The 24464-nt window shown below is 73.6% G+C and carries 26 protein-coding genes; 9 read left to right on the top strand and 17 right to left on the bottom strand.

Annotated elements, in window-relative coordinates; genetic code table 11:
* Window positions 1-1060, top strand: a 1060-nt coding sequence (locus VF825_RS02965; RefSeq protein WP_331109978.1) for a PASTA domain-containing protein, incomplete at its 5' end; no start/stop codon positions are given.
* An 11-nt stretch (window positions 1061-1071) separates the two neighbouring features.
* Window positions 1072-1989, top strand: a complete 918-nt coding sequence (locus tag VF825_RS02960; protein ID WP_331109976.1) for a DMT family transporter — start codon at window positions 1072-1074, stop codon at window positions 1987-1989.
* 6 nt (window positions 1990-1995) lie between these two features.
* Here the strand turns inward: VF825_RS02960 and VF825_RS02955 are convergent, their stop codons facing one another.
* The 4 genes from VF825_RS02955 to VF825_RS02940 form a co-directional block, all read right to left on the bottom strand.
* Entirely contained in the window at window positions 1996-2586 is a 591-nt protein-coding gene (locus tag VF825_RS02955; RefSeq protein ID WP_331109974.1) for a molybdopterin-dependent oxidoreductase, read from the bottom strand.
* Window positions 2583-3647 (bottom strand): GntG family PLP-dependent aldolase, encoded by a 1065-nt coding sequence (locus VF825_RS02950; protein ID WP_331109972.1) that lies wholly within the window; start codon window positions 3645-3647, stop codon window positions 2583-2585. Before VF825_RS02950 ends, VF825_RS02955 begins: the two co-directional genes overlap by 4 nt.
* Window positions 3644-4996 (bottom strand): class II 3-deoxy-7-phosphoheptulonate synthase, encoded by a 1353-nt coding sequence (locus VF825_RS02945; RefSeq protein WP_331109970.1) that lies wholly within the window; start codon window positions 4994-4996, stop codon window positions 3644-3646. Before VF825_RS02945 ends, VF825_RS02950 begins: the two co-directional genes overlap by 4 nt.
* A 124-nt stretch (window positions 4997-5120) precedes the next feature.
* The gene (locus VF825_RS02940) at window positions 5121-6146 is read right to left on the bottom strand and encodes a 6-phosphofructokinase (protein WP_331109968.1); all 1026 of its coding nucleotides are present in this window, start codon (window positions 6144-6146) and stop codon (window positions 5121-5123) included.
* Between the two features lie 49 nt (window positions 6147-6195).
* Between VF825_RS02940 and VF825_RS02935 the strand changes: the two genes are divergently transcribed.
* Window positions 6196-7023, top strand: coding sequence for a DUF1028 domain-containing protein (locus VF825_RS02935; protein ID WP_331109966.1), 828 nt, complete (start codon window positions 6196-6198; stop codon window positions 7021-7023).
* Between the two features lie 3 nt (window positions 7024-7026).
* On the opposite strand, the gene VF825_RS02930 is transcribed toward VF825_RS02935, so the two are convergent.
* The 3 genes from VF825_RS02930 to VF825_RS02920 all read right to left on the bottom strand — a co-directional run bounded on the left by VF825_RS02930 (window position 7027) and on the right by VF825_RS02920 (window position 9849).
* Complete coding sequence (locus VF825_RS02930) at window positions 7027-7656, bottom strand: response regulator (protein ID WP_414695752.1); 630 nt, start codon at window positions 7654-7656, stop codon at window positions 7027-7029.
* 146 nt (window positions 7657-7802) lie between these two features.
* Window positions 7803-8948 carry a MacS family sensor histidine kinase gene (gene macS / locus VF825_RS02925; RefSeq protein ID WP_331109964.1) on the bottom strand — a complete coding sequence of 382 codons (1146 nt, stop codon included), beginning with the start codon at window positions 8946-8948 and terminating at the stop codon, window positions 7803-7805.
* Window positions 8949-8952: 4 nt separating this feature from the next.
* A complete protein-coding gene (locus VF825_RS02920) occupies window positions 8953-9849 on the bottom strand; it encodes a lysophospholipid acyltransferase family protein (RefSeq protein WP_331109962.1) in 897 nt (298 codons plus the stop codon).
* Window positions 9850-9979: 130 nt separating this feature from the next.
* Between VF825_RS02920 and VF825_RS02915 the strand changes: the two genes are divergently transcribed.
* The gene (locus VF825_RS02915; RefSeq protein WP_331109960.1) at window positions 9980-10726 is read left to right on the top strand and encodes an alpha/beta hydrolase; all 747 of its coding nucleotides are present in this window, start codon (window positions 9980-9982) and stop codon (window positions 10724-10726) included.
* 4 nt (window positions 10727-10730) lie between these two features.
* On the top strand, window positions 10731-11426 hold the full coding sequence (locus VF825_RS02910; RefSeq protein WP_331109958.1) for a hypothetical protein: 696 nt from the start codon (window positions 10731-10733) through the stop codon (window positions 11424-11426).
* Window positions 11427-11463: 37 nt separating this feature from the next.
* Here VF825_RS02910 and VF825_RS02905 read toward each other — a convergent pair whose 3' ends face one another.
* Window positions 11464-12333, bottom strand: coding sequence for a LysR family transcriptional regulator (locus tag VF825_RS02905; RefSeq protein ID WP_331109956.1), 870 nt, complete (start codon window positions 12331-12333; stop codon window positions 11464-11466).
* An 82-nt stretch (window positions 12334-12415) separates the two neighbouring features.
* Between VF825_RS02905 and VF825_RS02900 the strand changes: the two genes are divergently transcribed.
* Together VF825_RS02900 and VF825_RS02895 are read left to right on the top strand one after the other, a co-directional pair.
* Window positions 12416-13651 (top strand): MFS transporter, encoded by a 1236-nt coding sequence (locus VF825_RS02900; protein WP_331109954.1) that lies wholly within the window; start codon window positions 12416-12418, stop codon window positions 13649-13651.
* Window positions 13648-14427: an alpha/beta hydrolase gene (locus tag VF825_RS02895; RefSeq protein ID WP_331109952.1), complete on the top strand. Its 780-nt coding sequence runs from the start codon at window positions 13648-13650 to the stop codon at window positions 14425-14427. Before VF825_RS02900 ends, VF825_RS02895 begins: the two co-directional genes overlap by 4 nt.
* A 56-nt stretch (window positions 14428-14483) precedes the next feature.
* Here VF825_RS02895 and VF825_RS02890 read toward each other — a convergent pair whose 3' ends face one another.
* The 7 genes from VF825_RS02890 to VF825_RS02860 are packed head-to-tail and all read right to left on the bottom strand — an operon-like array spanning window position 14484 to window position 19703.
* Window positions 14484-15197 carry an endonuclease/exonuclease/phosphatase family protein gene (locus VF825_RS02890; RefSeq protein WP_331109950.1) on the bottom strand — a complete coding sequence of 238 codons (714 nt, stop codon included), beginning with the start codon at window positions 15195-15197 and terminating at the stop codon, window positions 14484-14486.
* Window positions 15194-16177 carry an ROK family glucokinase gene (locus VF825_RS02885; protein ID WP_414695751.1) on the bottom strand — a complete coding sequence of 328 codons (984 nt, stop codon included), beginning with the start codon at window positions 16175-16177 and terminating at the stop codon, window positions 15194-15196. Before VF825_RS02885 ends, VF825_RS02890 begins: the two co-directional genes overlap by 4 nt.
* The gene (locus tag VF825_RS02880) at window positions 16174-17124 is read right to left on the bottom strand and encodes an ROK family glucokinase (protein ID WP_331109948.1); all 951 of its coding nucleotides are present in this window, start codon (window positions 17122-17124) and stop codon (window positions 16174-16176) included. The genes VF825_RS02885 and VF825_RS02880 overlap by 4 nt, the downstream gene beginning before the upstream one ends.
* The gene (locus VF825_RS02875; RefSeq protein WP_331109946.1) at window positions 17121-17633 is read right to left on the bottom strand and encodes a hypothetical protein; all 513 of its coding nucleotides are present in this window, start codon (window positions 17631-17633) and stop codon (window positions 17121-17123) included. The genes VF825_RS02880 and VF825_RS02875 overlap by 4 nt, the downstream gene beginning before the upstream one ends.
* On the bottom strand, window positions 17630-18856 hold the full coding sequence (locus VF825_RS02870; protein WP_331109943.1) for an ArsA family ATPase: 1227 nt from the start codon (window positions 18854-18856) through the stop codon (window positions 17630-17632). The genes VF825_RS02875 and VF825_RS02870 overlap by 4 nt, the downstream gene beginning before the upstream one ends.
* A 6-nt stretch (window positions 18857-18862) precedes the next feature.
* On the bottom strand, window positions 18863-19306 hold the full coding sequence (locus VF825_RS02865; RefSeq protein WP_331109941.1) for an SRPBCC family protein: 444 nt from the start codon (window positions 19304-19306) through the stop codon (window positions 18863-18865).
* Window positions 19307-19316: 10 nt separating this feature from the next.
* A complete protein-coding gene (locus VF825_RS02860) occupies window positions 19317-19703 on the bottom strand; it encodes a hypothetical protein (protein WP_331109939.1) in 387 nt (128 codons plus the stop codon).
* 93 nt (window positions 19704-19796) lie between these two features.
* On the opposite strand from VF825_RS02860, the gene VF825_RS02855 reads away from it, so the two are divergent.
* A complete protein-coding gene (locus VF825_RS02855; protein WP_331109937.1) occupies window positions 19797-21602 on the top strand; it encodes an AMP-dependent synthetase/ligase in 1806 nt (601 codons plus the stop codon).
* A gap of 16 nt (window positions 21603-21618) precedes the next feature.
* On the top strand, window positions 21619-22953 hold the full coding sequence (locus VF825_RS02850) for a glycosyltransferase 87 family protein (RefSeq protein WP_331109935.1): 1335 nt from the start codon (window positions 21619-21621) through the stop codon (window positions 22951-22953).
* On the opposite strand, the gene VF825_RS02845 is transcribed toward VF825_RS02850, so the two are convergent.
* Window positions 22848-23411 (bottom strand): NUDIX hydrolase, encoded by a 564-nt coding sequence (locus VF825_RS02845; protein WP_331109933.1) that lies wholly within the window; start codon window positions 23409-23411, stop codon window positions 22848-22850. The genes VF825_RS02850 and VF825_RS02845 overlap by 106 nt on opposite strands.
* On the bottom strand, window positions 23408-24464 hold a 1057-nt coding region (locus VF825_RS02840; protein ID WP_331109931.1), incomplete at its 5' end, for a M48 family metalloprotease. The genes VF825_RS02845 and VF825_RS02840, both read right to left, overlap by 4 nt.

Here is a 24464-nt window from a genome sequence, read left to right as displayed (position 1 = left end):
CGAGCTGCGCCGGGTGCGCGCCGGGCTCGGCCAGGACGAGCTCGACCGCCGCCCCGCCGGCGGCGGTGTCGCGGACGGCACCAGTGACGCGACCGCCGCGCTGTCGCGGACCCAGGTCGTCCCAGTCGGGGCGCCCGGGGTGGCGGCCACGTCCGCAGACCGGCGCGCCGAGCACCTGCGCGTGCTGCCCCTGCCGTGGGTGCTCGGCGGTCTCGCCGTGCTCGTGGCGGCGCTGCTCGGCTGGCTCTTCCTCGCCGGGCCGCTGGCCAGCACCACGGTGCCCCGGGTCGTCGGCACCACGCAGCAGTCGGCGATGGCGCAGCTGACCCGGGCCCACCTGCAGGCCCGCATCACCCGTGCGTTCGACGAGGCGGTCAGGCCGGGCTACGTCATGGCCAGCAACCCCCGCGCGGGGGCCGGGGTGCGCCGGGGCACCGTGGTGACCCTGACCGTCTCGCAGGGGCCGGAGCGCTACACCGTGCCCTCCCTGGTCGGGCACAGCCAGGCCGAGGCGACCACCGCGCTGCGCAACAACCACCTCACCGTGGGCTCGGTGCGCCAGGCCTACGACGAGAAGATCCCGGCCGGCCAGGTGGTCAGCAGCTCCCCGGCCGCGGGCACCCGGCTCAAGCGCAACGCCCCGGTCGACCTCGTCGTGAGCCAGGGCCGCCAGCCGATCACGGTGCAGGACTTCACCGGCAAGCCCGCCGACCAGGCGGTCGCGGCGCTGACCGGCGCCGGCCTGCAGGTGGACGCGACCCAGCAGCAGTTCAGCGACTCCGTGCCCAAGGGCTCGGTCATCTCGCAGACCCCGCCCGGTGGGACCCTCTACAAGGGCGACAAGGTCACCCTCGTCGTGTCCAAGGGCCCGCAGCTCGTCCCGGTGCCCAACGTCGTCGGCAAGCAGCAGGACGAGGCGGCGCAGATCCTCAAGGCCGCCGGGTTCCAGGTGAGCGTCCAGCAGGTCATGGGTGGCTTCTTCGGCATCGTGCGCCAGCAGTCACCCGCCGGCGACTCCAAGGCACCCAAGGGCAGCACCGTCACCCTCGTCGTGGTCTGAGACCCTTGGGCGTGCCGAACGTCCGCTCCCGCCAGCTCGCGACCCTGCTGCTCGTCAGCGTCACCGCCGTCTGGGGCTCGACGTTCTTCCTCATCCGCGACGTGGTCCGCCAGCTGTCCCCGGCAGACTTCCTCGCGGTGCGGTTCACCATCGCCGCCGTCGTCATCACCGCGGTGTTCTGGCGGCAGGTGCGCCGCCTCGACCGGCGCGAGCTGACCGTCGGCGCGGGCCTCGGCGTGCTCTACGGCGTCGCGCAGGTCCTGCAGACCGTCGGCCTGGCGCACACCGACGCCTCCCGCTCGGGGTTCATCACCGGCACCTACGTCGTGCTCACGCCGGTCTTCGGTGCGGTCCTCCTGCGCGACCGGGTGCCCCGCTCCACGTGGGTTGCCGTGGGCATGGCCACCGCCGGGCTGGCCGCTCTGTCGCTGCGGGGCGTCGGGTTCGGCTACGGCGAGCTGCTGACCCTGGCCTCGGCGGCGGTCTACGCCCTGCACATCATCGGCCTGGGGCGCTGGTCCTCCAGCGGCAGCGCCAGCGGCCTGGCCGCGGTGCAGATGGTCGTCATCGCCCTCGTGTGCCTGGTGTGCGCCGCCCCGGGCGGGGTCGAGCTGCCCTCGGGGACGGGCCCCTGGCTGTCGGTGCTCTACATGGCGCTTGTCGCCGGTGCCGTGGCGATGTGGGCGCAGACATGGGCGCAGAGCCACCTGCCGGCCACCCGGGCCGCGATCGTCATGACCCTCGAGCCGGTGTTCGCCGCCGCCTTCGCGGTGACCCTCGGCAGCGAGAGCCTCACTGCGCCGATGCTGCTCGGCGGCGCGCTGGTCGTCGCCGCGATGTACGTCGTGGAGCTCGTCGGCCGCCAGGACACCGGCGCCACGGCGGCGCAGGAGCCTCCGGCGGAGGCGCTGCACCACGAGGTCAGCTGAGCTGCGCTACTCCTGGTAGGCGTAGCGCTCCTCGCGCCACACGTCGCCGGTGAAGTGGTAGCCGCGCTGCTCCCAGAAGCCCCGCTCGGGGTGGTGCTGGTAGTCGATGGCGAGCACCCACTTGGGCCCCTTCCAGCCGTACAGGTGCGGCAGGACGAGCCGGCACGGCCACCCGTGCTCCGGGGTCAGCGGCTCCCCGTCGAGGTGGGTCGCCAGGATCGCGCGCGGGGAGGCGAGGTCCTCCATCCGCACGTTGGAGCTGTAGCCGTAGGCGGCCGAGACGAGCGCGTGCTCGACGTCGTCCTCCGGCGGGGCCAGGTCCAGGATCGTGCGCACGGCGACGCCGGACCACAGCAGGTCCTGGGTGGTGTAGTGCGAGACGCAGTGGTGGTCGGCCCGGACGTCGACCTTGGGCAGGCGGTCGAACTCCGCCCACGTCAGCGCCGTGCTGCCCCCCTTGGCGTCCCCACCGATCCGCAAGGACCAGCTGGCCAGGTCCATCCTGGGCACGCGGCCGTAGTGGACCGGCCGCAGGCTCTCCGTCCGGCGCTGGCCGGGCGGGAGCGGCCGCGGCTCGGCCAGCCCCCATGAGCTCACGATCGATGCGCCGCCTCGGCAAGCAGGTCCTTGACCACATCGGCAGCGTAGGCCGTGTCGGCCTCGTCGACGTCCAGGTGCCACACCAGGCGCACCGCGTGGGCGTTGGTGGCGTAGATCCGCAGGCCCCGGTCCGCGGCGGCGGTCACGAAGCCGGCGGCCGACCAGCCGGCCGCACCCACGTCGAGGATGAGGATGTTGGTCTCGACCGTGGCCGGGTCGACGACGCCTGGAGCCACGTCGGCCACGGCGGTTGCCACCTGCCGGGCCCGGGCGTGGTCCTGCGCGAGCCGCTCGACGTGGTGGTCCAGGGCCCAGTGCCCGGCCGCCGCGAGGATGCCCGCCTGCCGCATCCCGCCGCCGAAGCGCTTGCGCCACACGCGCGCCTCGTCCATGTGGGCGCGGGACCCGACGAGCACCGAGCCCACCGGCGCGCCCAGGCCCTTGCTCAGACAGACCGAGACGGTGTCGGCCAGCTGCCCGTACGCCGCGAGGCCGGTGCCCGTGGCCACGTGCGCGTTCCAGAGCCGGGCGCCGTCGATGTGCAGGGCCACGCCCTGCGGCCGGGTCGCCTCGCGCAGGGCGGCGATCCGCCCGAGCGGCTGGACGGTGCCCCCGCCGAAGTTGTGGGTGTTCTCCACGACGACCAGGCGGGTCGAGACCTGGTAGGCCCCGGCCGCGGGCTGCATCATCGCCAGCGGCTGGGCCGGGTCGAGCAGGCCCCGCTCGGCGACCCAGGAGCGTGAGGAGATGCCCGAGAACACCGCGGCGGCCCCCATCTCGGCCCGCAGGACGTGCGCGAGGGAGTCGGCGATGACCTCCTCCCCCGCCCGGACGTGCAGGCGCAGCCCGAGCTGGTTGGCCAGCGACCCGGACGGCGTGAACAGGCCCGCCTCGTGGCCGAGCATCCCCGCGACCCGCTCCTCCAGGGAGGCGACCGTGGGGTCCTCGCCGTAGACGTCGTCGCCGACCTCGGCGCCGGCCATCGCCTGGCGCATCTCCGGGGTGGGTCGCGTCAGCGTGTCCGAGCGCAGGTCGACCAGGCGCGTCGCCCCGCTCACCGCTGGCTCAGCATCTCGGCGACGAGGAACGCCAGCTCCAGGCTCTGCTGGTGGTTCAGGCGCGGGTCGCACACGGTCTCGTAGCGCTTCTCGAGGTCGGCGTCGAGGATCTCCCCCGCGCCGCCGAGGCACTCGGTCACGTCGTTGCCGGTCAGCTCGATGTGGATGCCGCCGGGCACGGTGCCCAGGCCCTGGTGCACCTCGAAGAAGCCGCGCACCTCCTCGACGACGTCGTCGAAGCGACGCGTCTTGTAGCCGGTGGAGGACTCGAAGGTGTTGCCGTGCATGGGATCGCAGATCCACGTGGGCACCGCGCCGGAGGCGGTGACCTTCTCCACGATCGCCGGCAGCGCGTCGCGGACCGTGCCGGCGCCCATGCGGGTGATGAAGGTCAGCCGGCCGGGCTCGCGCTCGGGGTCGACCTTGTCGATGAGCCGCAGCACGTAGTCCGGGTCGGCCTTGGGGCTGAGCTTGATGCCGATCGGGTTGCGCACCCGCGAGATGAAGTCGATGTGTGCCCCGTCGATGTCGCGGGTCCGCTCGCCCACCCACAGGAAGTGACCGGAGACGTCGTAGGGCTGCCCGGTGCGCGAGTCGATCCGCGTCAGCGGGCGCTCGTAGTCCAGCAGCAGCGCCTCGTGCGCGGCGAAGAACTCCACCCGGTGCATCGCCTCGAAGTCGGCACCGCAGGCCTCCATGAACTTCATGGCCTTGTCGATGTCCTTGGCCAGCTTCTCGTAGCGGGCGTTGGCGGAGTTGGCCACGAAGCCGCGGTTCCAGTCGTGCACCCGGCGCAGGTCGGCGAAGCCACCCTGGGTGAACGCCCGCACGAGGTTCAGCGTGGCCGAGCTCGCGTTGTAGGCCCGGACCAGGCGGTCGGGGTCGGGGGTGCGGGCCTCGGGGGTGAAGGCGAAGTCGTTGACCATGTCGCCGCGGTAGGCAGGCAGCGTGACGCCCTCGCGGGTCTCGTTGCCGCTGCTGCGGGGCTTGGCGTACTGCCCGGCCATGCGGCCGACCTTGACCACGGGCAGGCTGGCGCCGTAGGTCAGCACCGCGGACATCTGCAGGATGGTCTTGATCCGGTCGCGGATGTTGTCGGCGGTCGCGTGGGCGAACGTCTCGGCGCAGTCCCCGCCCTGGAGGACGAAGGCCTGACCGTGTGCCGCTGCCGCCAGGCGCGTCCGCAGGATGTCGCACTCGCCGGCGAAGACCAGCGGAGGATAGGTCGACAGCGTCCGCACGGCCTGGTCCAGCGCGTCGGCGTCAGGCCACTCGGGCTGCTGCGCGGCGGGCAGGTCACGCCAGGCGTCCAGCCCGGCCAGGACTTCGGGGGTCGCGTCGATGCTCACGGGGTCAAGGGTAGGTGCGTCCAGCCACCGGACACGCGTGGGTCCGTATGACGAACGCAGGCTTGCGTGGCCACCCTCACCAGGGTGGCCACGCCCCTGCGGGAAGCGGTGGGCCGCAAGGCGATCAGCCGAAGAAGACCTCGGCCTCGGCGTATCGCTCGGGCGGCACCGTCTTGAGCTCGGCGGTCGCCTCGGCCAGCGGCACGCGGACGATGTCGGTGCCGCGCAGCGCCACCATGACCCCGAAGTCCCCCTCGTGGACGGCGTCGATCGCGTGCAGCCCGAAGCGGGTGGCCAGCACCCGGTCGTAGGCCGTGGGGGTGCCGCCGCGCTGGATGTGGCCGAGGATCACGTACCGGCTCTCGTGCCCGGTGCGCTGCTCGAGCTCGGCGGCCAGCCAGGTCCCGATCCCGCCGAGGCGCACGTGCCCGAACGCGTCGATCTCCTCGCTCTGCAGGGCCTCCCCGCCGTCGCTGGGCTGCGCGCCCTCGGCGACCACGATGATCGGAGCGTACTCCTGGTCGAAGCGGTGCTTGACCCAGGCAGCCACCTGGTCGATGTCGAAGCGCCGCTCGGGGACGAGGATGACGTTGGCCCCGCCGGCCAGGCCGGAGTGCAGCGCGATCCAGCCGGCGTGCCGGCCCATGACCTCCACGACGAGCGCCCGGTGGTGGGACTCGGCGGTGGTGCGCAGCCGGTCGATCGCCTCGGTGGCGATGGACACCGCGGTGTCGAAGCCGAAGGTGTAGTCGGTGCCGGACAGGTCGTTGTCGATCGTCTTGGGCACGCCCACGACGCCCAGGCCGTCGTCGGTGAGCCGCTTGGCCACCCCGAGGGTGTCCTCTCCCCCGATGGCGACCAGCGCGTCGATACCGGCGGCGCGGACGTTCTCGCGGATGCGGTCCACCCCGCCGTCGATCGTGTACGGGTTGGTCCGCGAGGACCCCAGGATCGTGCCGCCGCGGGCGAGGATGTCCTCGACGTCCTCCAGCCCCAGGGGTCTGGTCAGCCCCTCCAGCGGGCCCTTCCACCCGTCGCGGTAGCCCACGAACTCGTGGCCGTAGGTCTCGATCCCCTTGCGGACGACGGCCCGGATCACGGCGTTGAGGCCGGGACAGTCGCCGCCACCTGTCAACACACCGATGCGCATGCCCGGCAACCTATCGCCCGGACAGGGGTCCGCGGCTAGGGTCGAAGGTATGACCTTCTCCATCGTCGCCTCGATGGGTGACGCCCTCGGCGTCGCCGTCGCCAGCAAGTTCCTCGCCGTCGGGTCGGTCGTGCCGGCCGCCCGGGTGGGCGTGGGCGCCGTGGCGACGCAGGCGCTGGCCAAGGTCTCCTACAAGGGCGACGCCCTCGCGCTGCTGGCCGACGGCGTCGCACCCGAGGAGGTCGTCGCCCGGCTGACGGGGGACGACGAGGGCCACGAGCAGCGCCAGCTCGGCCTGGTCACGCCCACCGGCCAGGCCAGCTTCACCGGGCCGGCGTGCATGGACTGGGCCGGCGGCCTCACCGGGCGCGACGCCACCGGCGGCTACGCCATCCAGGGCAACATCCTCGCCGGGCCTCAGGTGGTGCAGGAGATGGAGCGGGCCTGGCTGGAGGCGGCGCACCTGCCGTTCCCGTCCCGCCTGGTCCACGCCGTGCTGGCCGGCGACCGGGCCGGCGGGGACCGCCGCGGCCGCCAGTCCGCTGCGCTGTATGCCGTGCAGGCCGGCACCGGCTACGACGGCTCTGGCGTGCTGGCCGACCTGCGCGTCGACGACCACCCCGAGGCGCCCCAGGAGCTGGCCCGCCTGCTCGACCTCAACGAGCTCTACTTCGGCGGACCCACCAACGTGCTGCCGCTCGAGGGCGGGCTGCTGGAGGAGGTCACCGAACGGCTGGCGCGGCTCGGGCGCACCCAGCCCGACGTCCACGCCGCCCTGGCGGACTGGGCCGGGGCCGAGAACTACGAGACGCGGCTGACCTCCCAGGGCATCGACTCGCGGGTGCTGCAGGCGCTGCGCGAGGCCACCGCAGCCTGAGGCTCAGCCCGCGGGCTCGGGCTCGTCCAGGCCCCGCGCGATGGCGAAGCGCACCAGCTCGATCCGGTTGTGCAGCTGCAGCTTGGTCAGCGTGTTCTGCACGTGGTTCTGCACGGTGCGGTGGGAGATGAACAGCCGGGCGGCGATCTGCTTGTAGCTCAGCCCGGTCGCGACCAGCTTGAGGACCTCGGTCTCGCGCTCGGTCAGGCCCGGCACCGACGGCTGCCGGCCCGCGCCGTCCTCGGCCGCCATCCGGCGGAACTCCCCCAGCACCAGCCCGGCCAGCCCGGCGGTGAACACGGCCGTGCCCGCGGCCGTCTCCCGGACCGCGTCGAGGAACTCCTCGCGGGAGGCGGACTTGAGCAGGTAGCCCGTCGCGCCCACCTTCACCGCCTCGAGCACGTCCCGCTGCTCGGCACTGGCCGAGAGGACCAGGACCCGGGTCGGCGCACCGGCTCGCCGGATGGCGGCGCAGACCTCGTCGCCACGCATGCCCGGCAGGTTGAGGTCGAGCACCAGCACGTCCGGCCGGGTGGCCAGGGTCCGGTTCACGGCCGAGGGTCCGTCGTCGGCCGTGGCCACGACGGTGAAGCCGGCATCGGCGAGGTCGCGCGCCACGGCGTCCCGCCACATCGGGTGGTCGTCGGCCACGACCACCCGCAGGCCGGGGTCGGCCGCCCCGTCGCTCGCCGCGGGCCCGGTTGCACCACCGGGCTCCGGCCCGTCCTGGCGGCACTCCCGCTCCGGCCCGTCGGCGCGGCCCGCCTGCTCGATACCCGTCACGTGGACCTCTCCCTCCGGGGCACCCGCAGCTCAACCGCGGTGCCTTCCCCCTCATGGCTCTCGTAGCGGGCACTGCCGCCGAGGTCGGCGAGCCGGCCCGTGATGCTGCTGCGCACGCCCAACCGGCCGTGCGCGGCGGCTTCGACCAGCCTGCCCGCGGGCAGCCCGACGCCGTCGTCACGCACCGTGACCACCACGTCCCGGCCCTCGTCCTCGACCAGCACCCAGGCCCGTGCGCCGTCCCCGGCGTGCCGGCGCACGTTGTCCAGCGCGGCGCTCACCGCGGCCGACAGCTCCTCGGCGACCTTGCGGGGCAACGGCACCGGGTCGGCCGGTGGCACCACCTGCACCGCGCCCCCCGCGTAGCGCCCGAGGAGCTGGCGCAGGTCGACGTCGCCCGCGACCACCTCGTCCAGACCGGGGGCCGGCACCCCACTGACCAGCGCGCGCAGCAGCCGCTCCTGGTCGGCGGCCATGGCACCCAGCTCGCGGCCGGGCCCGCCGAGATCCGCACTGCGGCGGTGGATGAACGCCAGTGTCTGCAGGACGCCGTCGTGGACGGTGCGGGCCAGCCGGTCGCGCTCCTGCACCTGCGCCTGCACCCGAAGTGCCTCGCGCAGAGCCAGGTGCCCCTCCCGGGCCAGGTCGGCGCAGTAGCCGATGCAGCCGCCGACGAGGAAGAGCAGGACGATGTTGTTGACTGTGTTGTCGGTGGGCGCGACGACCTCGACCACGTCGGCGGCGGAGACCACGGCCGCCGCGAAGAGCCCGCCGCGCCAGCCCTTGAGCACGGCCCACGAGACGACGGCCGCCGAGGGCCAGATGCCGGGCACGGTCGGCGCGCCGGCGAGGATCACCGCGCTGCTGTCGACGACCCGGGTGGACAGGACGGCCGCCACGGCCAGGGCGAGCTCGATGCCGACCACGGTGGTCGTGCGGTCCCGGTGGAACCACATGACCCCGGTCCAGGCGGCCAGGACCGCCAGCACGACGGCCGCCACCCAGGGACGCTCCATCCCGGGGTGGCGCTGGTGCAGGGAGTACACGGCATACAGCAGGGCCACGGGACGCAGCACGTTGAGCCCGCGCCACAGGGCCGCGACGACGCTCGGGTCGGTGGCCCGGCTCCCCCCTGAGGCCACCGTGTCAGCTGGCGGCGCGCTGGCCGTCGGGCGTGACGTCGTCCTCAGGCGCGGCGCCGACCGCCTCCTGTGGGCCCGGCTCGGACCCGGCGACCGCGGAGGCGTCGTTGACCGCGCCGTCGACGGCCACGGCGTCCGCGTCGTGGACCTTGTCGTAAGCCTTGCCTGCCGCCTTGTCCTCGGCGCCCCCGCCGTAGAGCGGCTTGGCCTTGGCCCGGGCCGCGGCGAGCAGGCGCTCCTTCATGGACGTGGCGTACATGTCGACGTACTCCTGCCCGGACAGGAGCATCAGCTCGTACATGATCTCGTCGGTGATCGAGCGCAGGACGAAGCGGTCGTCCTCCATGCCCTCATAGCGCGAGAAGTCCAGCGGCTTGCCGATGCGCACCCCGATCCGCATGATCTTGGGCAGCTTCTTGCCGGAGGGCTGGGCCTTGTCGGTGCCGACCATCGCCACCGGCAGCACGGGGACTCCGGCCTCGAGGGCCATGCGGGCCACGCCGGTGCGTCCGCGGTAGAGCCGGCCGTCGGGCGAGCGCGTGCCCTCGGGGTAGATGCCGAGGAGCTCGCCGCGGCGCAGGACCTTCAGCCCGCTGCGCAGGGCGGCCTCGCCGGCACGACCGCCGGACCGGTCGACGGGCAGCTGCCCGACACCCTTGAAGAAGGCCGCCGTCAGGCGGCCCTTGATCCCCCGACCCGTGAAGTAGTCGGACTTGGCCAGGAACGTCATCCGGCGCGGCACCACCAGCGGCAGGAAGATCGAGTCCGAGAAGGACAGGTGGTTGCTGGCGAAGATCGCCGCACCCTCCGGGGGGATGTTCTCCTCCCCCTCGACCCACGGGCGGAACAGCAGCTTGAGGATGGGTCCGAGCACAATCGTCTTGAGCACCCAGTAGAACAACGACCCCACCTCCTGTGACGCGCCGAACTCTACCCGGCACACTAGGCGGGCACCTCGCACCATGCGAGGATTCGCACAAGCGAGCACGCACGGCCCCCACACACGACCGGACCAGATGCGAGGAGCACAGGTGGCGATCCTGCCCGGAGCAGAGCCCTTCTCCCACGACGGGTCCGACGTCGGGGTCCTGTTGGTGCACGGTTTCACCAGCACCCCGCAGAGCCTGCGACCGTGGGCCGAGCACCTCGCCGAGGCCGGCTACACCGTCCGGCTGCCGCGCCTGCCCGGCCACGGCACCACGTGGCAGGAGATGAACCGCACCGAGTGGTCCGACTGGTATGCCACGGTCGATGCCACCTTCCGCGAGCTCCTCGCGGGGTGCCGCACGGTCGTCGTCGGCGGCCTGTCCATGGGCGGGGCGCTGGCCCTGCAGCTCGCGCAGAACCACGGCCCCCGGGTTGCCGGGCTCGTGCTGGTCAACCCGGCCCTGAAGTTCGAGGACCCGCGCCTGGTCGTGCTGCCCGTGCTCAAGCACCTCGTCGGCGCGCTGCCGGGGATCGCCAACGACATCAAGAAGGCCGGGGCGACGGAGCTGGCCTACACCAAGACGCCGCTCAAGGCGGGGCACTCCCAGGTCGTCGCCTGGCGCGCCATCACCCGCGACCTGCCCGAGGTCACCCAGCCGGTGCTACTGCTGCACTCCCCACAGGACCACGTCGTCCCGGCGTCGAGCTCGGCCCTGGTGCTGGGCAAGATCTCCAGCGAGGACGTGCAGGAGATCCTCCTCGAGAACAGCTACCACGTCGCCACGCTCGACAACGACGCGCCGTTGATCTTCGCCGAGTCGGTCAAGTTCATCGAGCGCCTCACCAGCTGAAGCCATGAGCGACCAGGACCGCTCCGAGGTCGACGCCCAGTTCGCCGAGATCATCGCCCACTGGGCCGAGGACGACGCGCTCGCCAGCACCGGCGCCGGCCCCTGGCCGGAGCAGGAGGGCTACGGCCGTCCGCCGGCCGACCAGGCCTCTGACGCGACCACCGACGCGGGGCCGGCCGCCGACGCCCCGCCGCGCCAGCCCGGCACCGAGGCCGGCCGGCACGGCGCGGACCCGAGCCGTGCCGCTCCCCCGGGCGGCGCACCTTCCGGCTCCCCGCCGCTCGGTCCCACGCCCTCCGGTCCAGCCCCCGCCGGTCCGACACCCTCAGGCCACACCCCCGCCGGCCACGCGACCCCGCCCACCACGCCGGGGCCACCTCCGGCCGTGCCCTCGTGGGGACCCGTCCCCGCGGGGCCCGAGCCGCGTCGGTCCGACGGGTCGCGGACCGACCCCGAGGACCACTTCATCCCCGGGCCCACGGAACCGCTGCCCGCCGGCGACCTGCAGTTCTGGGGCATCCTCATCGGCCTCACCGGCGGCCCGCTGCTCCTGCTCTACCTCATCCTGTTCGACCGCGGCGCCGACAGCCTGTGGCTGCTGCTGGCGATCGGCCTGACTGTCGGTGGCTTCGCCCTCCTGGTCTCGCGCCTGCCCCGGCACCGCGACGAGGACGACGGCGACGACGGCGCCCGCGTCTGACCGAGCGGCCGACACCGAGCCGGGGCCGGATCGGGGTTCAGCGGTGCACGGCCGTGACGAAGTCCCGGAACCGCTCCCCCGGGGCCGACAGTGGCCGGTCGGTGCGCCAGGTCAGGCCGATGGTGCGGCGGGCGGCGTCCGCGGCGATCCGGATGCCGACGGTGCCGGAGAGCCCGGCGAACGGCTCCGGGACGATCGCCACACCCAGCCCCGCGGCGACCAGGCCCTCGATGGTCGCGAGGTCCTGGCTCTCGAAGGACACCGCCGGTGACACGCCGGCGTCCTGCAGCAGAGCATCGACGAGCGCGCGGTAGCCGAAGCCGACCGGTGTGGTGACCAGCTCCTCCCCCGCCAGCTCCCCCAGCCCGACCCGGCGCCGGTCACGCAAGCGGTGCTTCGGCGGGACGACGAGCACCAGGCGCTCCTCCTGCAGTGGACACCAGCCGAACTCGCCGGGTGGTCGGACCGAGGTGATGGCGAGGTCGGCGGCACCGGTGGCCAGGTCGGCCAGGATCTCGTGCGCCGGCTCCTGGCTGAGCAGCACCCTCACCCGCGGGGCGTGCTCGTGGAAGGCGCGCAGCACGCCGGGGACCAGCGAGGTCGCGATCGAGTCGAGGAAGGCCAGCCGCACGACGCCGGTCTCGGGGTCCAGCACGCCTCGCAGGTCGGCCAGCAGCTGCTCGTAGCGGGCGGTCAGGTCACGTGCTGCCACGGTCACCATCGCCCCGGTCGGCGTGAGGTGCACCCCGTCGGGCGTCCGCTCGAACACGCGGGTGCCGAGCTCGGCCTCCACCCGGGCGAGCGCGCGCGAGAGCGTGGGCTGGCTGGTGCCGACCACCGCGGCGGTGCCGGTCACGTGCTGGTGGTCCGCGAGCGCCACCAGCCAGGCGAGGTCGCGCAGCTGCATCGCCACATCATACGCAAACCGTATCGACCGGAGCCTCTTAAGACATTGGACGCATGACACGGTCGGCGGCACAGTCGGGTCCATGAGCGCAGCCGTCCAGCCCACCGCCGAGGGCCACCGTCCGGGCTCGGCCGGCTACCGCCGGGTGGTGACCGCCCTGTTCGCGGCGGGGCTGGCCACCTTCGCCCTGCTCTACAGCACCCAGGCGATCCTGCCCGACCTCGCGACGCAGTTCGGCGTCTCCACCACCGGCACGACGCTGACCGTGTCGCTGACCACGCTCGGCCTCGGGATGGCGCTGCTCGTCGCCGGCCCCACCTCGGACGTCATCGGCCGCACGCGGCTGATCCACCTGTCCCTCACCGCCTCCTCGGTCGTCGCAGCGGCGTGCGCCGTCGCCCCGAGCTGGTCCGCGTTGCTCGCCCTGCGTCTGCTCGAGGGGGTCGTGCTGGCCGGTCTGCCGGCGGTGGCCACGGCCTACCTGCGCGAGGAGCTGCACCCGTCCTCGCACGCCCGGGCCGCAGGACTGTACGTCGGCGGCACCGCCCTCGGTGGCATGGCCGGGCGCCTCGTCACGGGTGGCGTCGCGGAGGTGGCCGGCTGGCGGTGGGCACTGGCCGCCACGGCCGTCCTCGGCCTCGGCTGCGCCCTGGCGGTGCGGCTGCTGCTGCCGGCCTCCCGCCGGTTCAGCCCCGCACCGGCGAACGCCCGCGCCCTGCTGCGCATGAGCCGGCGCGCGGTCTCCGACCCTGCCCTGCTGGCGCTCTACGCGGTCGGCGCCCTGTCCGTCGGCGCCCTCGTCGCGGTGTTCAACACCCTGGGCTTCCGTCTCGCGGGGGCGCCGTACGGCCTCGGCCTCGGCGCCGCCAGCCTGGTGTTCCTCGTGTACCCCACGGGCACGGTCAGCTCCACGCTCTTCGGCCGACTGGCCGACAGCCACGGTCGGCGAGCCGTGCTCCCGTTGGGTGCCCTGCTGGCCGTCTGCGGTGCGCTGCTCACCCTGGCCGGCCCCCTGCCGGTCGTCATCGTCGGTCTGGCGCTGCTCACCGGCGGGTTCTTCGCCGTCCACGGTGTGGCCAGCGGCTGGGTCCCGGCCCGCGCGCACGCCGGGGGCGTCTCCACCGGCCAGGCCGCCTCGTTGTACCTCTTCACCTACTACCTCGGGTCCTCGGTGCTCGGCAGCCTGGCCGGCGACGCCTGGACGACCGCGCAGTGGCCGGGCGTCGTCGCCTTCGTCACCCTCCTGCTGACCGCGACCGGCGGCCTCGCCCTGCTGCTGCGGCGCACCCCCGCCCTCCTGGAGGGGGTCACCCCGTGAGGACCACGACCGTGCCCGCGGCCGACGGGTTCCCGCTCGCGGTGCAGGTCACCGGCCGCGAGGGCGGCCCGGCACTGCTCCTCCTGCAGGGCCAGGCGAACTCCCACCGGTGGTGGACGGGCCTGCGCGAGGCGTTCGAGGCGGACCACCGCGTCATCACCATGGACTACCGCGGCACCGGTGGCAGCCGCGGCCCGGCGGCGGCGTGGTCGACGGCCTCCTTCGCCGACGACGCGGCCCACGTGCTCGACGCGCTCGGGGTCGCCTCGGCTTCGCTCTACGGCACGTCGATGGGCGGGCGGGTCGCCCAGGTGCTGGCCGGCACCCGCCCGCAGCTCGTCGACCGGCTCGTCCTGGCCTGCACCTCCCCCGGCGGCAGGCACGCGCGCGAACGCAGCACCGACGTACGCCGGCAGCTCGCCGTCCCCGATGCCGACCGGCGCCGGGCCCTGCACCGGCTCTTCTACACCGACGCCTGGCCGCACTCCCCCGAGGACAGCCACCTGCTCGGTGACCCCACGATGACGGCCGACGAGGCCCGCGCGCACCTCCACGCCAGCGCCCGGCATGACGCATGGGAGGTCCTCCCGCGAGTCACCGCACCGACGCTGGTCCTGCACGGCACCGACGACCTCATGGTCCCGGCCGACAACGCCGCTCTCATCGCCTCGCGCATCGCGGGTGCGACGGTGCACCTGCACCCCGGCGGACGCCACGGCTTCTTCGAGGAGCACGCGGACGAGGTGGTCCCACTGGTCCGCGCGTTCCTGCACTGAGCTCGTCCGTGGCCCACCCGGGCGGGCTCACCGCCGGCGGGCTCGTCCCGGCGGGCTCACCCCGGGCGCACCGGCGCTCGAGCCGCCCGCGCCAGGCGGCTCACGTCGAGGTCGGCCCACACGGGCAGGTGGTCGCTCGCACGGACGAGGTCGGCCGGGTCCAGCACCGGCGCACGGTCGTCCGGGACCATCGGCAACGAGGCGAACACCGCGTCGATCACCATCCGCGGGTGCCGCGACGAGAAGGTCGGCCGCTCCGGCGACACCTGGGGCAGGCGCGCCTGCAGCAGCGACCAGGCGCGCCCCGTCGACAGCTCGTTGAGGTCGCCGGCCACGACCAGCGCCTCCGAGGGGCCGACATCCGACAGGACCTGCCGCACGTGCTGCTCCCGCTCCACCGGGTCGAGGCCGAGGTGGATGCTGGCCACGGTCAGCGGGCGGTGACCGGGCAGCGCGACCTGGGCCACGGCATACCCGCGCTCGCGCTGCAGCGGCGCCACGGGCAGGCCCTCGTGCCTGCTGTCGTGCAGGTCCAGCGACGGCCGGGTCAGGACGGTCGTGCCCCCGCTGCCCCGGTGGCGGCCGGCGAAGGTCAGCCCGCACCGCTGCGCGAAACCGGCGACGCGACGCCCGGAGAACGGGCGCCGCGGCACCTCCTGCAGGCAGAGCACGTCGGGGTCGACCGCCCGCACCACGCGCACCGCGGCCGCGACGTCGTCCTTGAGGTCGTGCACGTTCCAGGTCGCGACCCGCAGGGTCGCGCGGCTCACGCCAGCCCCTCGACCTCGGCCCGGGCCAGGTCGGCGGCACCGATCAGCCCGGCCTCGTTGCCCAGCCGCGCCGCGACGATGCGCGCCTCCGGCCGGTATCCGCGGCCGGTCAGGGTCCGCCGGAACGCATCCCGCGCCGGGCCCAGCAGCAGGTCGCCGGCGGCGCTGACGCCGCCGCCGATGACGAAGGTGCCCGGGTCGAACGCGGCCGCGAGGTTGGCGATGCCGACCCCGAGCCAGGTCCCGATGTCGGCGAGCAGCTCTCGGGAGGTGGGGTCGCCCTCACGGGCGGCCTCGGTGATGACCGGGCCGGTGAGGTCGCCGGGCTGGCCGCCCACCCGCGCGAGCAGGTCTGCCGCCAGCGGGGACTGCGCGGTCGCCAGCGAGCGGGCCTCCCGGACCAGGGCGTTGCCACTGGCGTACTGCTCCCAGCAGCCGCGGTTGCCGCACTCGCAGCGGTGGCCGCCGGGCACGACCTGCATGTGGCCGAACTCCCCCGCGATGCCGAAGCGTCCCCGCTGGACGTGCCCGTCGACGAGGATGGCCCCGCCGATGCCGGTGCCGAGGGTGACCATCATCAGGTGGGTCTCGCCCTGGCCGGCGCCGAAGCGCCACTCGGCCCACGCGGCGGTGTTGGCGTCGTTGTCGACGAAGATCGGGTGCGGCACCCGCGCCTGCAGTGCCTGCCGCAGCGGCTCCTGCCGCCAGGACAGGTGTGGGGCGAAGACCACCGTGGCGCGATCGGCCGAGACGAACCCGGCGGCGCCGATGCCGACGGCGCACACGGCGTCGTGGCCTCCCGCCGCCGCGGTCAGCTCCTCGACCACCTCGACGATCGTGTCCTCCACGACGGCCGGCGCGGTGGAGCGGTGCGGCGTCACCCGCCGGGCTCGCTGCAGGACCACGCCCTCGGCGTCGACGACCCCACCGGCGACCTTGGTGCCGCCGATGTCGACGCCGATCGCCAGCGGCAGGCTCACCCCACGGCCTCCGCCACGAGCGCGGCGGCGCCGATGATCCCCGCGTCGTTGCCGAGGCTGGCCACCGCGAACCGCGCCTCCGGCCGGTGACCACGGCCGGTGAGCTGGCGCCGGAACGCCGCCTGGGCCGGATCCAGCAGCAGCGCCCCGGCGTCTGCCACGCCACCGCCGAGGACGATCAGCTCGGGGTCCAGGATCGCGGTGACGGACGCGGCGCCCTCACCGATCCAGCGGCCGAGGTCGGCGAGCAGCTCCACCGCAGCCGGGTCGCCCTGCGCAGCGGCCGAGGTGATGTCGAGGCCGGAGAGCTTGTCGGGGTCGCCGGCGCACAGCTCGGCCAGCCGGGCAGCGTGCGGGGTGCCGGAGCGGACCAGCTCGCGGGCCTCGCGGACGAGGGCGTTGCCGCTGGCGTACATCTCCCAGCAGCCCCGGTTGCCGCAGCCGCAGCGGATGCCGTCGGGCACGACGCGCATGTGGCCGAGCTCGGCGGCGATGCCGTAGGCCCCGCGCAGCAGGTGGCCGCCGGTGACGACGCCACCGCCGATGCCCGTGCCGACGGTGATCAGCACCATGTCGTCGACGTCGCGGGCCGCCCCGAACCGGAACTCGCCCCACGCGGCGGCGTTGGCGTCGTTGTCGATGATGACCGGCAGGTCGATGGTGGCCTGGAGCCGGCGCTTGAGCGGCTCGTCACGCCAGGCCAGGTTCGGGGCGAAGAGCACGGTCGAGCCGGTGGCATCGATGAAACCGGCGCACGCCACGCCCACACCGGTGACCTCGGCCCCGTCGGAGAGCTCGCGGACGAGGTCGGCCACCTCGACGGCGATCCGGTCGGGGTCGTGCGCCGGGGTGACGCGCCGCCCGCGCGCGAGGATCGTGCCGGTCGGGGACACCAGCCCGCCCGCGATCTTGGTGCCGCCGATGTCCAGCCCGATGGTGGCGCTCACTGCCCAGCCCTCTTCTCGATGATGTCGTCCTCAACGGGGATGTCCTGGACGCTAGCGCCAGCGTGGTGGGCACCGCCCGTCGTCCCACCTTGCGGGCGGCCCCGGGCAGCCTCCCGGGCCACCTCACGCAGCGTGTCCGTGAGCGCACCGGCCAGGTCGGCCAGCCGGTCCAGCGTCTCCGGCCGCACGGTGCGCAGCCAGGCGATGCCCTGGCAGACCGGGCACACCCCGCAGGAGGCCGCCCGGCCGACCCCGGCCCGGGCGCCGCAGGTCGGGCAGTGCTGCCCCTCGCCGGTTCCCTCCGGGGCATCCGGGCCCTGGTCGCTGCCGCCCGGGTCCCCCGGGCGGGCGTGGCCGGCATACGGCTCGTCGTCGTCCTCACGGGCGCGGTCTGCCGCGGCGTGCGTGCCCGACCACGCGGCGAACGCCTCCACGAGTCGCGCCGCCTCCTCGGCGACGCTGCCCACCGGGGGTGCCGCCTGCTCGGGGCCTGTGCTCTGGTCGGTCATTGCTGGGGCCACACCTTCTCGTCGGGCACGAACCGCACGCGCAGGGCCCCGTCGCGCACGCCGGCGCCGGTCACGTCGCAGCGGCGCAGCACACTGGGCAGGGACAGCACCCGGCGGTGGTCGCCGACGGCGACGAGCAGCTCGTCACCGCGCCGCTTGAGGTCCACCTCGGCCGCGGTCACGAGGGGCAGGGGAAGGCTCAGGACGTATGCCGTGCCGTCGCGTTCGAGGCTCAGCCCCCGGTGCGCGGCGGGCGCCAGGAGCGCCTCGGAGGACGCGGCGCCGGGGTCGCCCTCCCGCACGAGCGCCAGGTCGGCCAGTGCCTCGACCCCGATGGGCTCCTGCGCCAGGTAGGGCGTGACCACCACCGGCAGGGGCTCGAACGACTCGCGCACCTCCGCCAGGCCCCGCTGCTGGGCGCGGTTCCAGGAGGCGCGCCACGGGTCGGCGTCCTCGGGCCCGGGCTGGGGGAAGACGCGGTTGACCACGACCTGGTCGACGGTGAAGCCGTAGAGGGACAGCGAGGTCAGGGTCCGGCGGGACTCGGCCACGACGACACGCTCGGGGGTCGTCACCAGCCGCACGCTCGTCGTCTCGGCCCGCAGGATGTCCTGCACCTCGCGCAGGTGCTGCAGCCACCGGCCGACGGCGCCCACGACGTCCGCACCGGGCACGGGGAGCCCGGCAGCGGCCGCGGCGGCCGGACGCAGCGAGCGCAGCAGCCCGCGCTGGGCCGGCAGCAGCCGCTCGAGGTGCCAGGACAGCGCCTCCGGGAGGGCCAGCAGGCGCAGCGCCTCGGCGGTCGGGGCGCAGTCGACCACGACGAGGTCGAAGCGCCCGGACTCGACCTGTGCGCGCAGCTCGAGCAGTGCCACGACCTCCTCGGCGCCCGGAAGCGAGGTCAGCTCCTCGGCCACGACGGCATCGACCCCCACCGTGGCGAGGACCCCGAGCAGGTAGTCCTGCACCGAGCGCCACGAGCGGCGCATGGCGTGCGGGGTGCTGACCTGAAGGGCGGCCAGGCCGGGCTCGACCTCGACGAGGCACTCGCCCGAGGCCTCCCGCGGGGTGAGGTCCACGTCGAGGGCGTCGCCGAGGGAGTGCGCCGCGTCGGTGGACATGACGAGGGTCTTGATGCCCTGTCGGGCGGCGTGCACCGCGGTCGCTGCCGCCGTGGTCGTCTTGCCGACACCGCCCTTGCCGGTGAAGAGGAGGACGCGCATGGTCGGCTACGACTCGACGCGCTTCTTGAGCTCCTTGAGCGCGGTGTCGATGATGACCTTCTCGGCCTTGCGCTTGAGCATGCCCAGCATGGGGATCTTGACGTCCACGGCCAGGCGGTAGGTCACGGTCGTGCTGGCCCCGTCACCGTCGAGGGTGTAGGAGCCGTTCATCGCCTTGAGCACCTGCGCGGTCACGAGCGACCACGACACCACGCCGGTGCCGTCCTCGGTGACGTCCCAGTCGTAGTCGAGGACGTAGGTGTCCTTGATGGCGCCGGCGTCGAGGGTGAACTCGACCTGGTCGGCCCAGCCGTCGCCGTCCTCGGAGAGCACGGCGACCTTCTTCACCTCGCCGGCCCAGGTGGGGTAGCTGTCGAAGTCGGCGATGACGTCGAGGACCGCGCCCGGCGTGGCGGCGATGTCGATGCTGGACTCAGTGCGCTCGGCCATGGCCCGAAGGCTACAGCGCCCGCCCCTCCAGGGAGTCCTTGAGCCTCGTCACCACGCGCTTCCAGCGCAACGTGTGTCGCCCGGCCTCCGAGCGGCGGCGCCACCCGGTCGCGTGGCCGCGCACGTAGTGGTGGAGGATCACCCCGTCACGGAACGGCTCGAGCCAGATCTCCATCGTCCCGGTGATGCGGCCGACGACGGCCCACCGCTGGCCCTTGACCCCGCGGTCACGGGTGGTGGACAGCGCCAGGTGCGGCCACCAGTGACGGTGGTTGACGGGATCGGCGACGAGCGCCGAGAGCGCCTCCGGCGGGACGTGGATGTAGGTCTCGTCGACGATGTCGACGGGGCAGACACGCGCCGCGGCACGCAGCAGGGGGATATCGGTGAGGAGCATCGCCGCACAAGTGTGACATTCACGATGGGGCGACCGAAGTGACCGGTCGGTAAGGTGCCGGTGCGTGCTTGAGACTTTGGCTGAGGAGGCCGCGTGAAGGACATCGCCGTACCCCCGCTCGTCCCGGCTCGGACGGAAGGAAACCTCTCGGACCTCCCGGCGCGCAACGGCGCGGAGCGTCCGGAGGCGATCGCGTTCTCCCGCCGCGAGGGCGCCGCCTGGGTGGATGTCAGCAACGAGCGCTTCCTGCGCGAGGTGCGGGCCCTGGCCAAGGGCCTGATGGCCGCCGGCATCGGCGTCGGCGACCGCGTCGCCATCATGAGCAAGACCCGCTACGAGTGGACCCTTGCCGACTTCGCCGTGTGGACCGCCGGCGCCGTGGCCGTCCCGATCTATGAGACCTCCTCCCCTGAGCAGGTGAACTGGATCCTGTCCGACTCCGGGGCCACCGGCATCATCCTGGAGACCCCCGCGCACGCGGCCACCCTCACCGAGGTGCGCGACCAGCTGCCCTCGCTGGCCCACGTCTGGCAGATCGACGCCGGCGACCTCGACACCCTCGCCCGGCAGGGCGAGTCGGTCACCAGCGCCGACCTCGACGCGCGCCGCGCGCAGGTCAACCGGGCCGACATCGCCACGATCATCTACACCTCGGGCACCACCGGCCGGCCCAAGGGCTGCCAGCTCACCCACGACAACTTCATGGCGCTGGCGGAGAACACCGTCGAGCGGCTCGGCTCGGTCGTGGCCGTCGAGGGCGCCTCGACGCTGCTGTTCCTGCCCCTGGCCCACGTCTTCGCCCGCTTCATCGAGGTGCTGTGCGTCGCGGCCGGCGCCCGCATGGGCCACTCGGCCGACATCAAGAACCTGCTGGACGACTTCGGCACGTTCCAGCCGACGTTCATCCTGTCCGTGCCGCGGGTGTTCGAGAAGATCTACAACTCCTCCGAGCAGAAGGCCACCGCCGAGGGCAAGGGCAAGATCTTCGCGCTGGCCGCCGACACCGCGATCGCGTGGAGCAAGGCCCACGACGAGGGCAACGGCAAGCCGGGCCTCGGCCTGTCCCTGCGGCACACGGTCTTCGACCGGCTCGTCTACGGCAAGCTGCGGGCCGCCATGGGCGGCCAGGTCCTGTATGCCGTGTCCGGCGGCGCCCCGCTGGGCACCCGCCTCGGCCACTTCTACCGGGGCATCGGGCTGACCGTCCTCGAGGGTTACGGGCTGACCGAGACCACGGCCCCGGCGACGGTCAACACCCCCGAGCTGATCAAGATCGGCACCGTCGGCGCCCCGCTGCCCGGCGTCTCGATCCGCATCGCCGACGACGGCGAGGTGCTCATCAAGGGCATCAACGTCTTCGCCAGCTACCACAACAACGCGCAGGCCACGGCCGAGGCGCTGCAGGACGGCTGGTTCCACACCGGCGACATCGGCGAGCTCGACGACGACGGCTTCCTCAAGATCACCGGCCGCAAGAAGGAGCTGCTGGTCACCGCCGGCGGCAAGAACGTCGCCCCGGCGGTGCTCGAGGACCGGCTGCGCGCCCACCCGCTCATCTCGCAGTGCATCGTCGTGGGCGACCAGAAGCCGTTCATCGCGGCACTGATCACCCTCGACGCGGAGATGCTGCCGCAGTGGGCGAAGAACAACGGCCTCGATGGCCTGTCCATGGAGGACGCACCCGCCAACGAGACGATCCGCGCCGAGATCCAGCGCGCCGTCGACAGCGCCAACAAGGCGGTGTCCAAGGCGGAGTCCATCCGCAAGTTCACCGTGCTGCCGGGCGACTTCACCGAGGAGAACGGCTACCTCACCCCGTCCCTGAAACTCAAGCGCAACATCGTGATGAAGGACTTCGGCGACCAGGTCGAGGCCCTCTACTCGGGCGCACGGGAGTGACCTCTACGGTCTAGGCATGCTCTCCCGCACCGGGGCCACCCGGTCCCTGCCGTATGCCGTGGCGCTGGCCTGGGTGGCGTACTTCGCCGTCCTGCAGTGGAGCGTGGTCCGCTTCAAGGTCGCCATCGTGGTGACCCTGACGCTGGCCACGCTCGCGCTGGCCGCCTGGCTGTGGCGGCGGCCAGCGGTCCCGGCCGCGACGCAGCGCTCGATCTCGTTGGCGTTGCTGGGATCTGCCCTCGCGACCGCCTACGTACCGCTGTTCAGCTACCTCTCCGCCGGCGGCCGGCGCTGGGCCCTTGGGGCGTTCATCGTCGGTGCGGTCGTGTGCGCCGTGCTCGTGCAGCGGCCGGGCCCGGCCACCGGGCCGCTGACGCTGGGAGCCGCGGTCACGGCATACCTCGTCGGGTCGGTGATCGCGATCCTCAACGACCCCGCGCCGCGGATCGACGTGTGGGTGACCCTGCAGCAGGCCAGCGACGGCCTGGCGCACGGGCAGAACATGTACGCCATGGTCTGGACCGGGTCGCCGGGCATCAAGGACGCGTTCACCTACCTGCCGTGGACCGCCGTGCTGCTGGCCCCCGGCCGGTGGCTCGCCGGCGACGTGCGGTGGGCCCTGGTGTTCTGGACCCTCGTGGCCGCGGCGGGGATGCTCGCGCTGGGCCGCGGTGTCCTCGCCGACCGCCGCGCGCTGTGGGCGGCCGGACCGCTGGTGGCGCTGCTGCTGCTCGCCCCCGGCACGCTGACCCAGGTCGACCAGGCATGGACCGAGCCGCTGCTGCTGGCCGGGATCCTCTGGTGGGCCGTGCTCGTGCGCCGCGGCCACCCCTGGTGGGCCGTGGTGCCGCTGGCGCTCGCCTGCGCGAGCAAGCAGCACCTGGCCCTGCTGCTGCCGATCCTGCTGCTGTGGAAGCCGTTCGGCTGGAAGCGCAGCATCGCCACGGGTGCGCTGACCGGCGTGCTCATCGCGCCGTGGTTCCTGGCCAGCCCGTCGGACTTCGTCCACGACACGATCTCGCTGCTGGTGACGTTCCACCCGATCAAGTTCGCCAACACCCTCTACCTGCTGGCGCTCAACGAGTTCGGGGTCACCCTGCCGTTCGCCCTGACCGGTCTGGTGGTGTTCGGCACGCTCGCCGCGGTGATGTGGACCGTGTGGCGGCGCCAGCCCGACCTGCCCGAGCTGCTGCGCTGGCTGGGGCTCATGCTGCTGGTCGCCAACCTGGTCAACAAGCAGGCGTTCTACAACCAGTTCTGGCTGGTGGGGGCGCTCGTGGCGGCTTCCCTGGCCACCAGGTCCTCGACCAGCTCGGCGAGGAACTCGGGGAAGACGGTCTCGGCGACCTGACCGAGCGCGCGCCCCGGCAGCCAGTCGATGGTGATCGTCGACAGCTCCTCGAGCTCCTCGAACGCCGCGGGAGCGGCCTCGAACCGCGTGGTCCGCGCCCCGAAGAAGACCTGCCGCTGGTGGATCTGCCTGCCGTCGAAGGGGAAGACGACGAAGTCCTCCCGCAACGGGCCGACCAGCTCCGCCGGGTCCAGGCGCAGGCCGGTCTCCTCCCACACCTCGCGGACGGCGGCCTCGCGCACGTCCTCCCCCTCCTCGACGCCGCCACCCAGGGAGTACCAGTAGGTCTCCAGCGGGTTGCGCGGGTCGTAGCCATGGATCATCAGGACGTGGTCGCGCTCGTCGAGCAGCACCACGCGCACGGCCCGGCGGTGGACGATCTCGACGTCGTCGGCGTCGACCTCGACGGCGTCGGCGGCGTGGTCGGCGTCGGCGGCGTCGTCGGCTGGGGTGGTCATGGCCCCGCACCCTGGTGGTGCAGCCGCTCCCATGCCCGGGCCTGGGCGATGCGCCACGCGGGGTCGGGGTGCGTGGCGAACAGCGCCGTCTGCCACCAGGTCGGCTCGAGCCGGCTGAGGTTGGTCACGGCCAGGTCGTGCTGCATCCGCTCGAACGCCGGCACGTCGCGGGTGAGGTCGAGGGAGTGCGCGTCGGCACGAGCCTCGAGGTGACGGCTGACGAGGTTCGTCACCGGCGCTCCGAGCCACGGAGCAGTGGCCACGACGGCCAGCAGGAGCGCGGTGCCGCGGGCCACGGACCGGCGCCCGGTGGCGCGCGGGTCGAGCCAGCGCCGGCCGCGCGCACCGGCCAGCAGCCAGCCCAGGGCCAGCACACCGGTGGCCGCGCCGACTGCGCCGAGGGCGGTGCCGACGAGAACGTCCTGCGCCTTGACGTGGCCGAACTCGTGGGCGACGACCGCCAGCACTGCGGCGGGGTCCTGTTTCGCCCGTGCCACCGTGGTGTCGTCCAGGACGACCCAGCGGGTCGAGCCGAGGCCGGAGACGTGGGCGTTCTCGCCCGTGGTCCGGGCACTGGCGTCGGAGACGACGACGCGAACGCGCACGATGCCGTCCCGGGCGGCGAGCGCCGAGATGGAGCGGGTCAGCGCGCTGTCGGGCAGCGGGGTGAAGCGGTTGTATGCCGGCTCGACCACGAGCGGGTACAACACCGACCCCAGCACGGTCACCGCCGCGGCACCAGCGGCGAGCAGCCAGGGCCAGCGCCGCGGCGCCCGGCGCACGACCCACCAGACCGCGAGCAGGCCGAGGGTGGTCAGCGCGGCGTTCATGGCCCAGCCGACCGCCTCGTCGCGCAGCCACCCGGCCCAGGTCTGGGTCGACAGGTGGTAGTCGCGCAGCACCTGCTCGGAGTGGATCCCCGAGGGCAGGGCCACCAGCCACTGCAGCGCCAGCACCACAAGCGCGGTGGCCACGACCACGGGCCAGGCCCGTCGTGAGAAGGCTGGTCGGTCCTCGTCCCGGCGGTCGGTGGCGGGGGCGGCTGCGGGCCCG

It is taken from the genome of Oryzihumus sp., from assembly GCF_036391795.1.
Classification (GTDB): Bacteria; Actinomycetota; Actinomycetes; order Actinomycetales; family Dermatophilaceae; genus Oryzihumus.
This window is presented reverse-complemented; position numbering and strand designations above follow the sequence as displayed.